The sequence below is a fragment of the Acidobacteriota bacterium genome, assembly GCA_030949985.1.
GTDB lineage: Bacteria > Acidobacteriota > Polarisedimenticolia > J045 > J045 > JALTMS01.
The window spans coordinates 25,295-39,246 of the sequence record JAUZRX010000049.1; the positions used below are offsets into that span (position 1 = coordinate 25,295).

Sequence of the window (13,952 nt, forward strand, 5' to 3'; positions counted from 1 at the left end):
TGCTGCTCGACGAAGAGGTCCGCGAAAGGCGCAACCGCCGGGCGCAACGGCGTTGGAAGGAGGCCGGCCTCCCGGAGATCCAACGGGTTCCCGGCCTGGACGGCAAGGTCATCCCGCAAGGAGTCGCCTGGTCCCGGATTCGGAAGCCGGCGCTGGAAGCGCGAACGGCTCGCCGCCGCCATGCTCGATCGCCTGACCCACCACGCTCACATCCTGGAAATGAACGGCGAGAGTGACCGGCTGAAAGACGCCCGCCAAAGCAGGAAGCCCGCCGAGCAGCGCTGACCATGCTTGCGGTCCCCGCCGCTCCCTTCCCCGGTCGGCCGAGACCCTGGCCCAAAGGCGGGCCGACCTCACTCCGGGCGAAGCCACTGCCGTCCCGGTGGATCCGTTTTCGATTGCCGGGTGGCTCAGATCCCGTTTGCCGTACTCAAGACCGGCGAGAAAAGAGCGGATGCCGGGTGACACCGCCGGTCGGCCGCACTCGAACGGCGAGCGCGCCCTCCCCGCGAAGGGCCCGCGCATCCATCACTTGGCAGCATCCGCCCCCGGTCGGGACGCTTCAGGCCTCGCCGGCTTCCTCTCCCAGGTGACGGATGGACTCGGCTCCACCACGCCGATCCGCCAGGCGGGAGGTCTTGCTCTTGCGCAGCTGCCGCGCGAGCACATCGACCGCCTCGTTGATGGCGGCGAACAGGTCGTCGTCCGTCACCTCGCCCGTATAGGTGCCGCCTCGCCCGCGAGCCACGATCGTACAGCTCTGCCGGTGATTGACCACGTCCAGCGTGACCTGCAGGTCCAGGTCCTCCACGAGCCGCCCCAGCTTGGCGATCTTCTTTTCGGCATGGTTGCGGATAGCGGGGGTCAAATCCAGGTGACGACCGGTGATGTTGATGGTCATCCTCATCCTCCTCGGGACAGTTGAGTCAGGCGATGGCCGAGACGGTCACAGCTGCCGATAGCGCGATCGGTCATCGGCCGCTGCGTCTCTGGGTGGAAGATGGAATCCTCAGTTCTTCGCGATACTTGGCAACGGTACGACGCGCAATTTTCAGCCCCTCGGTCCGGAGGGCCTCGGCGATCGCCTGATCGCTGAGCGGGCGCTTGGGATCTTCACCGGCGACCAGGCGCTTGATCTTCTCCTTGACGGTCAGTGAAGAGATCGCGTCACCGCCATGGGAAGCCAGCCCGCTGTGGAAGAAAAAGCGCATCTCGAACAACCCGCGCGGGGTGTGCATGTATTTGTGGTTCACCACCCGGCTGACGGTGGATTCGTGCATGCCGATATCCTCGGCCACATCCCTGAGCACCAGTGGCCGAATATGATCGAGCCCCTTGTCGAGGAATCCTCGCTGGAACTTGACGATGCTCTCCGCCACCTTGTAGATCGTACGCTGACGTTCCTCGAGAGAGCGGATCAGGCGAAACGCCGCCTTGACCTTTTCCCGCACGAAGGAGTTGGTCGTGGCGTCCGAGGTTTCGCTCTTGGCCTGGCTGAGCAGCTTGCGATAGGCGGGAGAAATGCGCAGGCGCGGCAGGCCGTCTTCGTTGAGCAGCACGCGATAGTCGTCGCCATCCTTGATCACGTACACATCGGGCGTGATATAGGTCGTGGCCTGGGGGTTGTACTTCTCACCGGGCCGGGGATCCAACTGCCGGATCACCTCGACGATGGCGTCGAGTTCTTCAGGATCGACCTCGAGTACCTTCTCGAGCTCGCTCAGCCGCTTGCGCTCGAGCAGGTCCATGTGGTCCCGCACGATCCGCGCCGCCAGGGTGTCGGCGAGCCCGGTCACCTCGAGCTGCACCATCAGGCACTCTCGCAGGTCGTAGCTGGCCACACCGACGGGGTCGAAAGCCTGGACCCGCCGGCGCACTTCCTCGACGACCTCCGGCTCCCAGGTCTGCCCTTCCGGGGCCATGCCGGCGAGTTCCTCGATGCTCGCTTCGAGATAGCCCTTCTCGTCCAGGTTGCCGATGATCGCTTCGCCGATCATCCGTTCGCGACGGCCGCTGAAGTTCATCTCCAACTGCCACAGGAGATGGTCCGAGAGCTGGCCCTGGCTGGAGAGCACCTTCTCCATGGTGGGCAATTCGTCGGCGCTGCGGTGTTCCCAGGTGCCACTCGTCGGCCGGTAGCTGTCTTCCAGGTCGCGGAAGTAGGAGGCGTAGTCGAAGTCGTCGTCCTTGCGGTCACCCTCGGTCCCCGTGGTCACCTCGCGGGTGTCGGAGGACTCCTGCGCCGGCGCCTCGCTGGGAGTTCCAGGCATCTCGGTGGTCGTGCCGGCCTCTTCGAGAGCCGGGTTCTCGACCAGTTCCTGGCTGATTTCCTCCTGGAGGTCGAGCTTGGAAAGCTGCAGCAGACGGATCGCCTGCTGCAATTGGGGAGTGATGATGAGTTTTTGTACCAGCCTGGCTTGGAGTTTTTGCTCGAGTTGAGGCATGGCGCTCCAGTCGGTCCGAACGGTTCGCTTTCAGCCCGCCTCGTCCGGCTGTGTGGATTCGGCCGAGGAGTCGGCCCGGAAGCCGGCAGCCTCCCCGACAACAGATCCCAGGATGCCCGGAAACCTACTCCAGCCGAAAGTCCTGGCCGAGGTAGACCGCCCGGACTTCAGGGTCTTCGGCCAGTTCCGCCGGCGACCCACTCCTGAAGATCTTCCCGCGGTTGATGATATAGGCGCGGTCCGTAATTTGCAATGTCTCCCGGACGTTGTGGTCCGTGATCAGGACACCGATCCCCTCCCCCGCCAGACGCCGGACGATGCGCTGGATTTCCGCTACCGCGATGGGGTCGATACCCGCAAAGGGTTCGTCCAGCAACAGGTGGCGCGGACGGAGGGCCATCGCCCGGGCAATTTCGCAACGGCGCCGCTCTCCTCCCGAGAGCAGGTAGCCCGGTCGATCCGCCACGTTCTCGAGGCCGAAGGCCTCGAGCAGGCGGCGGGTCTCGTCCTGGATCTGATCTTCGTCACAGGCCAGCGCTTCGAGAACGAGCTGGAGATTCCCGCTGACGGTGAGCCGTCGAAAGATACTGGCTTCCTGGGGCAGATAGGCGATCCCCTCCAGAGCCCGACGGTGGAGCGGCAGCCCGATCAGCGACTTCTCGCCCAGGCGAATATCCCCGTGGTCCGGATCCGTCAGACCCACGATCATGGAAAAGGTCGTGGTCTTCCCCGCCCCGTTGGGCCCGAGGAGTCCAACGATGCTTCCCGGCTCCACCTCGAGGCTGACGCCCTCGACGATGCGATGTTTGCGAATCACCCGGAGCAGATCTTCGGCGACCAGGCTGACCGGCGGCGCCTGTCCATCCCGCGACCCCAGGCAATCCGCCCGGCCTTCGGCCGAGGCCCTCATGGCTCGTCCCCTTTCTTCTCGTTCCCCTCGGCGCCCTGGAAAACAGCCCGTCCCGCAGTGGACACCTCCCCGGTGCCCAGATCGTAGCGTATCTCCTCGGCCTCGATCATCTTTCCCGGCGGGAGGGCCAGGCGGGCGAGGGCCTCGATGCCCCGGAGGATCACCACACCCTGCGCTCCACCTTCCCACAGCAGCAGGTCCCCGCCACCGTGAGCCTTGGGAGCCACCAGGCGCACCCGCCCTCGCGCTTCCATGCGCTCGACCCCACCCGGCCGGCCGCGCAAAATCGTGATGCGCTCGGCCCGCACGATCTGGCCGCCCGGCTCCTCGTAGCTCGCGTGACCTTCGATGACCGCCTCGCGGGAACCGGCGGCGTAGCTCAGGGCATCGCCCTGGACGCGAATAGTCTTGGTCTCCTCGCCGCCTCCCGGACTCTTCCGCCGGCTCTCCAGGCGCAGGTGCGTGCCACCGGTGGCGCGAAGCTTGCGGCCCGGCTGGTCGATCACCAGGCGCCGGGCACGCAGTGAGGCAGCCGCCTGCCAGGCCTGTACGGAACCCTCGAAGACGATCAGTCCCGCCTCTTTTCGGGGCATCTCCACCCGGTTGCACCGCACGCGAACCGGCTCGTCACCCTCGAAGAGCGAACCGTCATCCTCGTGCATCGAGGCGATCTCGGTCAACGCACCGCCTTCGCCGATCAGCACCTCCCGTTGTCTTTCGAACACCAGTCGCGGCGCTTCGATCAGATTCCCCGCCCGCCAGGCCCTGGCCGGTTCGCCGTGCAGCACGACCCGCCCCGGCTGCTGCCGTTCCCAGCGCAACTCGTGGCCCTCCGCCGCCGCCCCTTCCGGTTCCTCGATGTGGATCTCCTTCCAGGCCCGGAGCGCCACGGGGGCGCCCTCCCCGTCCTCGAGAACCTCGAGCCACTGACCGGAGACCCGGTACTCGTCGACTCCGCCCGGCCGACCTGACTCAAGATCAAACCCAGGACCCGCCCGAAGTCGGTGACGGCCCTCCGCCCGTTCTCCCGTCGGCTCCCAGAGAAGCCGCGAGGCCTGGAGGCGGCTCCGCCGGTTGCGCCCGGCGAGGGCCTGGGAGTAGACCAGCGACACGGGCCCCCGGGCGACGAACGAACGGGGTTCCGGCGGCTCACCGGCAAAGGTCGCGTCGACTCCCGCCGCCGCGAGCTGCCAGCGCCGGCCGGGTCCGCCGCTCCATGCCAGGACGGGACCATCGCCCCGAAAGGTCGACTCCGACGTCCCCTCCCCGAACGCAAGGGTCGCGCGAGCCGCGATCAAAGTGCGCCGGCTTCCATTCAGCCGCAGGGGAGAGGTGAAGACCATCTCACCGGTCGCCAGGCGGTAGCTGGCTCGGGAGGCATCCACCACCCATCCACCACCATCGATCGGCCCGAGCCGGAAGCGCCCCCGAATCTCGAGAACCCGACCGTCGGGCCGGTAGATGAAGGAGCCCAGTTCGGCCCGGAGCTTTCCCGGCCGGGTCATGACGGCCGGCCCCGGAGAGAAGAGTTCCCGGGTCTGGGCATCGTAGACCAGCTCGTCGGTGCGCAGGCGCGCGCCGTCGGGATCCACCACCTCCACCTGGTCGAGCAGGGAGATCCGTACGCCGGCCCCCTCGCTCAGGGCCAAGTTGAGGCGACCACGCTGGGCCGAGAGGAGAACGACCCGACCGTCGTCCAGGTAGAGGCGCAGGGCCTGCACGTCATCGAGCAGATGGACGCCCCCCTCCAAACCCAGCAGCCGACCGGCCGCCAGGTCGAAAAGGGCGCGGCCGGCCCGGGTCGTGCTCCAGCGGAAGCCGCCTTCCAGGCGAGCGGTCTCGTTGGCATGGGATGGCGGCGGTGAGCCCACCGGCTCCACCGGCTCGGGACGGCGGCGGGTCGTCTCGAAGACCACCGCCGCGACCGCGAGCACGATGAAAGCGACGAGAAGAAAGCGCCGCCTGGGATATGGCATCGCCGGTCCGCCGCCCTGCTCTCAGCGACCCTGGAAGTTGGGCCTGCGCTTGTCGAGGAAGGCCGCCGTACCCTCTCTCATGTCCTCGGTGGCGAAGATGCCGCCGAAGAGTGCGGCCTCGTACTCGAGAGCCTGCTCGAGGGGCATCTGCAGCCCGGAGCGCACCGCCCTCAGGCACGCCGCCAGCGCCACGGGACCCTGGCGGGCCAGACGCCGGGCCAGGGCCTCGGCGGCCTCGAGGGCGGTTCCTTCTTCCGCGACGACATTCACCAGGCCCCACCGGTGGGCGGTGGCCGCATCGATCATCTGCCCACCGAGGATCATCTCCAGTGCCCGCCCTTCGCCGACCAGGCGAGCCAGCCGCTGGGTACCGCCGAAGCCGGGGATCAGGCCGAGCCCGACCTCCGGCTGGCTGAACTTGGCCCCCGGCGCCGCCACGCGCAGGTGACACATCATGGCCAGTTCGCACCCCCCCCCCAGGGCAAAGCCCCCGACGGCCGCGATGACGGGCTTGCCGAGGCCGTCGAGGATCGCCCCGATCCGTTGGCCCTGCCTGGCGAACTCCCGGGCCTGTTCGGGCGTCATGGCAGCCATCTCGGCGATGTCGGCTCCCGCCACGAAAGCCTTGTCGCCGGCCCCGGTGAGAATGATGACCTTGACCTCTTCCTCCCGCCCCAGGGCCGAGAAGGCGTCGCCGAGTCGGCGGATCACCTCGGCGTTGAGGGCGTTGAGCTTGTCTGGACGATTGATGATCACGCGGGCCAGGGGGGCATCGGTTTCCCTGAGCACGAGGGGCTGTTCGGACATCGGACCTTTCCTCCGGTTGACGCCGGCGAGTGGGTGCCGGCCGGCGCCAGTTTAGCCCGGAAGCGGGGGAAGAGGCCCCCCGCGGGCGCCCAACGGGCACCACGACCGGCGAAAACGGCCGGAAGGTGGGCCCCATGCCGCCAGGGGTGACTCAGCGATCGCTGCGGAAGACGCGTCCAGCCCGACTGACGTGCCGCCTGTAGTCCTTGCCCTCGAGCCGCACGGTCCAGCACATCTCCGCCAGGCGCGAGGCGAGCCGTTCACCGATGCGGTCGGACAGCGACTCCTGCCCCGGGGGAGGATCCTCGTCCTGATTGGTGGTGGCCAGAATCAGCCGGCGCTGGTTGTAGCGCTCGTTGATGATCAGGGCGAGAGTATCGCGCATCCAGGGCGTCATGCGCGTCGCGCCCAGGTCGTCGAGCAGCAACACATCGGCCTCGAGCGCGGGGCGCAGGACATCCCAACTCGGGGTCTGGGAACGGCGGTCGAAAGTTTCCTGGATCCGCCGGAGCAGGTCGTTGAACTCGGCGAAGAGTCCCACCGCCCCCCGCTGCTCTACCAGTTCCCGCAGCACCGCCACCGCCAGATGGGTCTTGCCGACTCCGGAAGGCCCGATCAGCAGCAATCCGAAAGACTCGCCGGAAGGGAACTCGTCGACGATTCGCCGGCACCAGCTCACGGCCCGCCCGAGGGAGTCGTTGAGCAGGTCGAAGTGCTCGAGGGAGCAGTGGCGATAGCGTTCGGGAATCCGCGCCGAGCGCCGCCGCAGGGCCAGGCGCTGGCGGGTCGCGCAGGCACAGGGGCGCGCGTAGCTGCCATGGTCACTGCTGTGGATCTCGAAACCGGTACCTCGACAAAGAGGGCAACTCTCCCCCCCCGGGGGAGTCGCGGAAAGCTCCTTGCCATGCCGGCCCGGCTCCATCAGTTGAGGTAGCTCCTGAGCTGCTGGGTTCTCGAGGACTTGTTCAGCTTGCGCAGGGCCTGAGCCTCGATCTGTCGAATCCGCTCCCGGGAGAGGTTCATCATCTCGCCGATCTCCTTCAGGGTACGCGGCTCCTCACCGGTCAAGCCGAAGCGCAGCAGTATCACCTTGCGTTCTTTTTCGTCGAGTTCGTGGAGCGCCTGGCGCACCTGGGTTCGCAGGGCGCCACGCACCATGATCGCATCGGCGGAGGGAATCGTGTCCTGTTCGAGCTTGTCGGAGAGATGAAACTCGTGTTCCTCGTCGATCACCGCCGACAGGGAAATGTTTTCATCGGAAACCTGGAGCAGCGTGGTGACGTCCGCCGGATCGACCTCCATCGCCTCGGCGATCTCCTCGACCGAAGGCCGCCGTTCGAGCTGGGACATCAACGCCGCCTGGGTCTTGCCGATGCGATAGAGCAGGTTCGCCTGCTTCTGGGGCAGCCGGAAAGGTCCGCTCTGGTCGGACAGGGCATGGATGATGGACTGCCGGATCCACCACACGGCATAGGTGATGAACTTGACGTTTTTGCCCGGATCGTAGCGTTTGGCCGCCTCGATCAGGCCCACGTTGCCCTCGTTGATCAGATCGAGAAAGGACAGGCCGCAGCCGCGGTAGCGCTTGGCGAAGGAAACGACGAAGCGCAGGTTCGCCTCGACCAGTTTCTGCAGCGCCTGCTTGTCACCCTTCTGGATCCGCTTGCCCAGCGCCCGCTCCTCCTCCACGGTGATGCGGGGCAGCTTGGCGATTTCCTTGAGGTACTTCTTGAGAGACTCGGGGGAACTCTGCTCTTTCGACCGGCCCTCGAGCTTCTCGCCCTGGTAGTCCTCCGACATTGGCCCTCCCGCCTGATCGGCTGCCTGGAGATCGTCCGGACCCGCGCCGGCTCACCTCCCGGGTCTCTTATCGGCAGGCAACGGGCTGATTATAATAGCCGGCCGACAAAGTGCCGGACCCCAGCGGGACTTTTCGGCCCTCTCCGGAAGGGGCGGGAGCGCCGGAAACCGTGCCGGACAACGAGTTTGGGCCGCAAGCGGAACGCCCGCCGGGCAGGGCGACGCCCCCCCGGCGCAAGGATCAGTTCAGTTCGATTTCCCGCGAGCGGGCGTCCGGCCGCTTGGGCAGGGTCACCCGCAGCACCCCCTCCTCGAGAGCCGCCTGGACCTGGTCGAGATCGAGCCCCTCCGGGAGCTCGAACTTGCGCACGAAGCGGCCGAAGGGGCGCTCGAGCTGGTGGAAAGTCCATTCGCCCTCGGCCTCCCGGCGAGGCCTTTCTCCTTCCACGATCAGCATTTGCGCCTCCACCCGAAGCTGGATGTCGCTGCGGTCGAGGCCGGCCAGTTCGCATTCGATCTCGAGGCTGTCGGCGGTCTCGACCACCTCGGCCACGGGCCGCCAGTAACTCACCCCCTCGCCCTCCGAGTCCAGCGGGACGGGACCGGTGAGTACCGTCTCGAAGAGCTTGTTCATCCGATCCTGAATCGTCAGCAGGTCGCGGAAAGGATCCCAGCTTTTCATCGCTCCTCCGGGCGGGTCCCGCGGCGCCGGGCCCACGACGAGGCGGGGCGCCCGGAGGGCGCCCCCACCACGGAACAGATTATTGGGCCCTTCGGCCTACTCGTCCACGACCTCGGCGTCGACCACGGCGTCGTCTTGACCGCCTTTCGAAGCGGTCTGCCCGGTCGCGCCTCCGCCCTGCGGCTCGCCGCCCGAAGCGGCTGCCGACTGGTAGAGTTGCTCGGCCACCGCGTGGGCGGCGCGGGTGAGGCGCTCGTTGGCGGCCCGGATCGCGCCCGGATCCTCACCTTCGAGAGCCTTCTTGGCCTCCGCAAGCGCCTCCTCGAGCTCTTTCTTCTTGTCCCCGGGGAGCTTGTCGCCCGTTTCCTTGAGCGACTTTTCCATCTGCCAGACCAGGCTATCGAGCTGGTTGCGAACCTCGATCACTTCCTTGCGTTTGCGGTCCTCTTCCTCATGGGCCTTGGCCTCGTCGACCATCTTCCGAATTTCGTCTTCGCTGAGCCCGGAAGAGGCCTGAATCGTGATCTTCTGCTCGCGACCGGTGGCCTTGTCCTTGGCGCTGACGTGGAGAATGCCGTTGGCGTCGATATCGAAGGTCACCTCGATCTGGGGTACGCCGCGGGGCGCGGGCGGGATGCTGTCGAGAATGAAACGCCCGATGGTCTTGTTGTCCCGGGCCAGGGGCCGCTCGCCCTGCAGAACGTGGATCTCCACCTGGGTCTGGTTGTCGCTGGCCGTGGAGAAGACCTCCGACTTCCGCGCGGGAATCGTCGTATTCCTCGGAATCAGGGGGGTCATCACGTTGCCCAGGGTCTCGATGCCGAGACTCAAGGGGGTCACATCCAGCAACAGCACGTCCTTGACATCGCCCGAGAGCACGCCGGCCTGAACGGCGGCGCCAATGGCCACCACTTCATCGGGATTGACCCCCTTGTGGGGCTCCTTGCCGAAGAATTCCGCGACCAGCTTCTGCACCAGCGGGATGCGGGTGGAACCGCCCACCAGGACGACCTCGTCGATCTGGTCGCGGGACAGTCCGGCATCCTTGAGGGCCCTCTCGCAGGGTTCGAGGGTACGGCGTACCAGTGCGTCGATCAGCTGCTCGAAACGGGAGCGGGTGATCTTGCGGGTCAGATGTACCGGCCCCGACGGACCCGCGGTGATGTAGGGCAGGTTGATCTCCGTCTCCTGGGCCGTCGACAGCTCGCACTTGGCCTTTTCCGCGGCCTCCTTCAACCGCTGCATGGCCATCTTGTCCTGGCTCAGGTCGATCCCCTGGTCACGCAGGAAGTCCGCCACCAGGTCGTCGATCAGCACCTTGTCGATGTCGTCTCCACCCAGGTGCGTGTCGCCGTTGGTGGACTTGACCTCCACCACACCCTCACCCACCTCGAGGATCGAGATGTCGAAGGTGCCGCCACCAAAATCGAAGACGGCGATCTTCTCGTCGCTCTTCTTGTCCAGGCCGTAGGCCAGGGCCGCCGCTGTCGGTTCGTTGACCAGGCGCTCGACCTTCAGACCCGCCACCTGGCCGGCGTCCTTCGTCGCCTGCCGCTGGGCGTCGTTGAAGTAGGCGGGCACGGTGATCACCGCACGGTCGACGCTCTCGCCCAGGTAGGCCTCGGCATCCTGCTTGAGTTTCTGCAGGATCATCGCCGAGATCTCCGGCGGCGAGAGCACCTTGCCGTCGATCTTGACCCGGGCGTCGCCGTTCTCCGCGGCGACCACCTCGTAACTCACCTCGGAGCACTCGCCGGCCACCTCGCTGAATTTCCGTCCCATGAAGCGCTTGACCGAGGACACGGTCCGGGTGGGGTTGGTCACCGCCTGGCGCAGGGCCACCTGGCCGACCAGGCGCTCTCCCTTGTCGGTCATGGCCACCACCGAAGGAGTCGTCCGGCCGCCCTCGGAATTCGGAATCACGACGGGCTTGTCGCCCTCCATAACGGCGACGACGGAGTTCGTCGTCCCCAAGTCAATACCTATAATCTTTGCCATCAGCTATTTACCTCCGGCGGCGCCGAGCCGCTGGCGGGTCTTTAAGACTCCCCTTCCCGGGCGTCAAGCAACAGCGCCCGAGCGAAGCGGAAAAGATGGGACGAGTGGCGCGGAGGATCAGGAATCGGAGCCCGTGAAGCTGCGCTCGAGAGGCGCGAAGCGGTGCTCCCGAAGCAGCGACGCATCGCCCTCGCCGATACTCAGCCGGTAGCCCCAGCCTTCGAGCTCGTAGCGGATGGGCCGGCCCCAGGGATCGAAAAGGACCGGCTCCGAGAGCAGACCGAGGGCCTCCACGGAAGCCAGGTCCCTCGGCCAGGCCCCCTCGGCGAGGTAGTAGGCGCGTATGGCCTGCTCGATGCGGGCCAGCCGCGCCGCCGCAACGGCCCGGCGCAGGTGCTCGAGGCCGGTACTCTCGGAGAGCCATGCCGCCGAGGCCAGCGGCGCGGGGAGCCAGCGACCGACGGCTCCCGGCGCCAGGGCGCGCATCGTCTCCTGCACCGCCATCGCTCCCCCCAGCACGACCAGCAGGCTCAGCAAGCCGACCATCAGACGCGCCGGTCCCGCCGAGCGGAAGAGGCGCCCGCTGGGAGTCTTGCGCTCTTCGGTATCCTGGTCCGCAATCTCGACCAGCCGCCCTTCCACCAGCCGCGCCAGCGTCTTGAACGCCTCGAAGGTCCCCACTTCGCTGAGTTCGGCGATTTCCGTGGCGCTGCGGCGACCATCGACCCAACGCAGGATCTTCACCTCGCTGCGGGTCAGCTGCGGAGCCCCGGTGCGGGCTTCTTCCTCGAGAGGATCGGCAGGAATGAAGCCGAAGTCGATGTCATCCTCGTAGACCGAACCCCGAACCTCGGACGATTCGCTGCCCACCGTGGCCAGCACCTCCTGGGCCGCTCGGGTCGGTCGCAATACGGCCAGGCGCGAAGGGATCGTCCGCTCGATCAACGGCCATTCGTCGACCATCTGCGCTCCCTCCATCAGGAGGGTCTCGCAGGCAATCGGCGTGATGAACTCCCGGTCCCATTCCACCCGGCGGTTGGGCTGGAAGTCGTACTCGCCGTCCTGCCAGCGGAAGAGGTCGTAGATCGTCTCCGTGATTTGCAGCGAGAGCTGATGCCGCAGAGAGTCCTTGTCGACCCATCCCTGGCTGGCGAGGACATGACCGAGGCGCTGCAGGGTCTCGCGCTGAATCGCCAAGGCCTCGTCGAGCCGGGCTTCGGTGAGTTTCCCCGTACGTACCAGGAGCTGCCCGACACGGTGCTCGAGGGGCCGCAGGCTGGAATCTGCCGCGACGACCCGACCGTTGTCGAAGGCGATGGAAATCTCGTCGCCGCCCCGCCGCAAGACCAGGACGCCGGTCTTCCGCTGCAGCCCGATGAGCTGCAGGATGTCGGTCAGGGAGAAATCTCCCAGTGTTCCCTTCAGCGCCATCGCCTAGCGCCCTCCCCGCCCGGCCGGTGGACGCGGCCGCGCCCCCGGCAGTTGACAGACGATCCACAGCCCCAGCGCCGCCACCAGGTAGAGCCCTCCGGGGCGCCAGAGTACGCTTTCCGGCTGCAGGGGAAGCAACAGGCCCGGGCGAAGCCCGGCGATCAGCAGGAAACACCAGGCGCTGAACATGGCCCAGCCGATCCAGACCCGGCCTTCATGCACCAGGGCCAGGCCGGGCGCGAAAAGGTGCAGCGCATGGCGCCCACGACGCACCCGCACCAGGTAGCGGTCGATGCGCCGCGTCTGTTCTTCCCGGGCGCTGGGCGCCAGCCCTTCGCGACGGGAAAGAAGCTGGGAGCATGCCAGGCACAGGCCGTTGGCCGTCATCTCACCACTGCGCAGGGACGCCGCCTTGCCGCAGGTCTCGCAGCGCCGAATCTCCAGGCGACCACTGCGGAAACGCAGAACGAAGGCTCCCAGCAGGGCGGCCAGCGCCGCCAGGGTCATGGGACTGCCGGGCCGCATCGCCTTGCGCAATCCCGGCCGCAACTCATCGGCCAGCACCTGCCGGGCGACTTCGGTGACGGTGAAGGTGGGGTCCGCCACGTCGTCCTCCCGGGTGCGGGCCTCGAGACGAGCGACTTCTTTGCGGTCCAAGCGGTTGGCCTCGAGCAAGCACTCGTTGGCCTTGTCGAAGTCGAAAGTGGCCAGCCGGGCCTTCCACTGGTTGAACAGGGCCAGCACGCTCTCGCGATCGATCTCCCGGGCCTGCCGGTAGTGCACCCCCGCCGCCTCGTACTTGCCGACCCGGTAGAGCACGTTTCCCAGGGCGATGCGGATCCGGGCGTCGTCGGGATCGAGTTTCGCAGCCTGGCGCAGGAGGGGTACGGCGCGGTTCGGATAGCGCGGCGCCAGCAAGCGGGCGAGCAACAGCTTCCAGGTCGCTTCCCGGGGATCTTCCTCGGCCAGCCTGGCCAGGCGAATCAGCAGGTCGGGCCGCAGGGAGCTCTCCACCGACGCCACCGCCACCTGGGCCGTCGGCGAGGCGGCCACCCCCGTCAACAGCCACAACCCACCCACCACGGGTGGTGTCAGAGCCAGCAGCAGCAGAAAGGCGTAGATCCAGCGCCGCTCGGCGGGTCGACAGGCCGGCACCAGGGCGACAGCCCAGAAGAACAGGCTCCAGATACCGATCACCAACATCGCCAGCGGCGAGAGCAGCAGGGTCCAGCCCACCGTCGACCGCCAGCGGGGATGCCAGTGGGGCGGGAGGTGAGAGTCCACCTCACGAACCAGCTCGGGCCCATGGCGCAAGAGCAGAACGATCAAGCTCAGCACTCCGGAAAGCAGCAGGGCGGCCCACAGGGCGCCGGTGAGATTGACCGCATCCCCGAAAAGCGTCCAGAACGAGTGCCAGCGTGTCGTCAGCGCCCGCCAGCCCAGGCTCAAGGCCCGGCTCCACTGCCCTTTCTCGCGGTTCGCCAGAGCCTCGGCCCACCACGCCCCGGCCTGCCGGGGATCGAGACGGCGGGCGAAGCGAAAATGCTGCACCGCCATGGCCAACTCGCCCCGCTCGAGGTGGCGGTAGCCCTCGGCGAGAACAGCCGCGGCCATCGGTTCGAGGCGCTCGACGCCCTCGTCCCGCAGAAAGCTCAGCAGTTCCTCGCCGGCCTCCGCGGCACCCTGGAGGTCGCGGGCGTCTTCCAACGCCTTCAGACGCCACCAGCGGGCCTCGATCCGGCTGAGCAGAGAGGCGGCCACTTCCACATCGCCACCGATCAGGCCGCCCTCGACGCCGTCTCCGGCGGCCCCCTCCGCCAGCGTCCGCCCCCCGGCTCCCCCCAGCAGGGCCAGGAGCGCGACCAGGAGGGAAAGCAGCCGGCGTGGAAGAAGGGGCACGGAGA

The 13,952-nt window shown here is 67.3% G+C and carries 11 protein-coding genes and 1 pseudogene; 1 reads left to right on the forward strand and 11 read right to left on the reverse strand.

The window, feature by feature from the left end; translation table 11 throughout:
• The first annotated feature begins 162 nt into the window (after window positions 1-162).
• Window positions 163-285 (forward strand): annotated as a pseudogene (locus tag Q9Q40_10805) (ATP-binding protein).
• Window positions 286-562: 277 nt separating this feature from the next.
• Here the strand turns inward: Q9Q40_10805 and raiA are convergent.
• From raiA to Q9Q40_10860, 11 genes are all read right to left on the reverse strand, one after another.
• Complete coding sequence (gene raiA / locus Q9Q40_10810; GenBank protein MDQ7007714.1) at window positions 563-901, reverse strand: ribosome-associated translation inhibitor RaiA; 339 nt, start codon at window positions 899-901, stop codon at window positions 563-565.
• Between the two features lie 70 nt (window positions 902-971).
• Window positions 972-2,444: an RNA polymerase factor sigma-54 gene (rpoN, locus tag Q9Q40_10815; protein ID MDQ7007715.1), complete on the reverse strand. Its 1,473-nt coding sequence runs from the start codon at window positions 2,442-2,444 to the stop codon at window positions 972-974.
• Between the two features lie 124 nt (window positions 2,445-2,568).
• A complete protein-coding gene (gene lptB, locus Q9Q40_10820; GenBank protein ID MDQ7007716.1) occupies window positions 2,569-3,354 on the reverse strand; it encodes an LPS export ABC transporter ATP-binding protein in 786 nt (261 codons plus the stop codon).
• A complete protein-coding gene (locus Q9Q40_10825) occupies window positions 3,351-5,330 on the reverse strand; it encodes an LptA/OstA family protein (protein MDQ7007717.1) in 1,980 nt (659 codons plus the stop codon). The genes lptB and Q9Q40_10825 overlap by 4 nt, the downstream gene beginning before the upstream one ends.
• Window positions 5,331-5,351: 21 nt before the next feature.
• A complete protein-coding gene (locus tag Q9Q40_10830) occupies window positions 5,352-6,137 on the reverse strand; it encodes an enoyl-CoA hydratase-related protein (protein MDQ7007718.1) in 786 nt (261 codons plus the stop codon).
• Window positions 6,138-6,288: 151 nt separating this feature from the next.
• Entirely contained in the window at window positions 6,289-7,059 is a 771-nt protein-coding gene (locus Q9Q40_10835; protein ID MDQ7007719.1) for an ATP-binding protein, read from the reverse strand.
• The gene (locus Q9Q40_10840; GenBank protein MDQ7007720.1) at window positions 7,059-7,937 is read right to left on the reverse strand and encodes an RNA polymerase sigma factor RpoD/SigA; all 879 of its coding nucleotides are present in this window, start codon (window positions 7,935-7,937) and stop codon (window positions 7,059-7,061) included. Before Q9Q40_10840 ends, Q9Q40_10835 begins: the two co-directional genes overlap by 1 nt.
• 241 nt (window positions 7,938-8,178) lie before the next feature.
• On the reverse strand, window positions 8,179-8,619 hold the full coding sequence (locus tag Q9Q40_10845; protein MDQ7007721.1) for an Hsp20/alpha crystallin family protein: 441 nt from the start codon (window positions 8,617-8,619) through the stop codon (window positions 8,179-8,181).
• A 96-nt stretch (window positions 8,620-8,715) separates the two neighbouring features.
• Window positions 8,716-10,617 carry a molecular chaperone DnaK gene (dnaK, locus tag Q9Q40_10850; GenBank protein MDQ7007722.1) on the reverse strand — a complete coding sequence of 634 codons (1,902 nt, stop codon included), beginning with the start codon at window positions 10,615-10,617 and terminating at the stop codon, window positions 8,716-8,718.
• Window positions 10,618-10,734: 117 nt separating this feature from the next.
• Window positions 10,735-12,048 carry a DUF4388 domain-containing protein gene (locus Q9Q40_10855; protein ID MDQ7007723.1) on the reverse strand — a complete coding sequence of 438 codons (1,314 nt, stop codon included), beginning with the start codon at window positions 12,046-12,048 and terminating at the stop codon, window positions 10,735-10,737.
• Window positions 12,049-12,051: 3 nt separating this feature from the next.
• On the reverse strand, window positions 12,052-13,947 hold the full coding sequence (locus Q9Q40_10860) for a hypothetical protein (GenBank protein MDQ7007724.1): 1,896 nt from the start codon (window positions 13,945-13,947) through the stop codon (window positions 12,052-12,054).
• Window positions 13,948-13,952 lie beyond the last annotated feature (5 nt).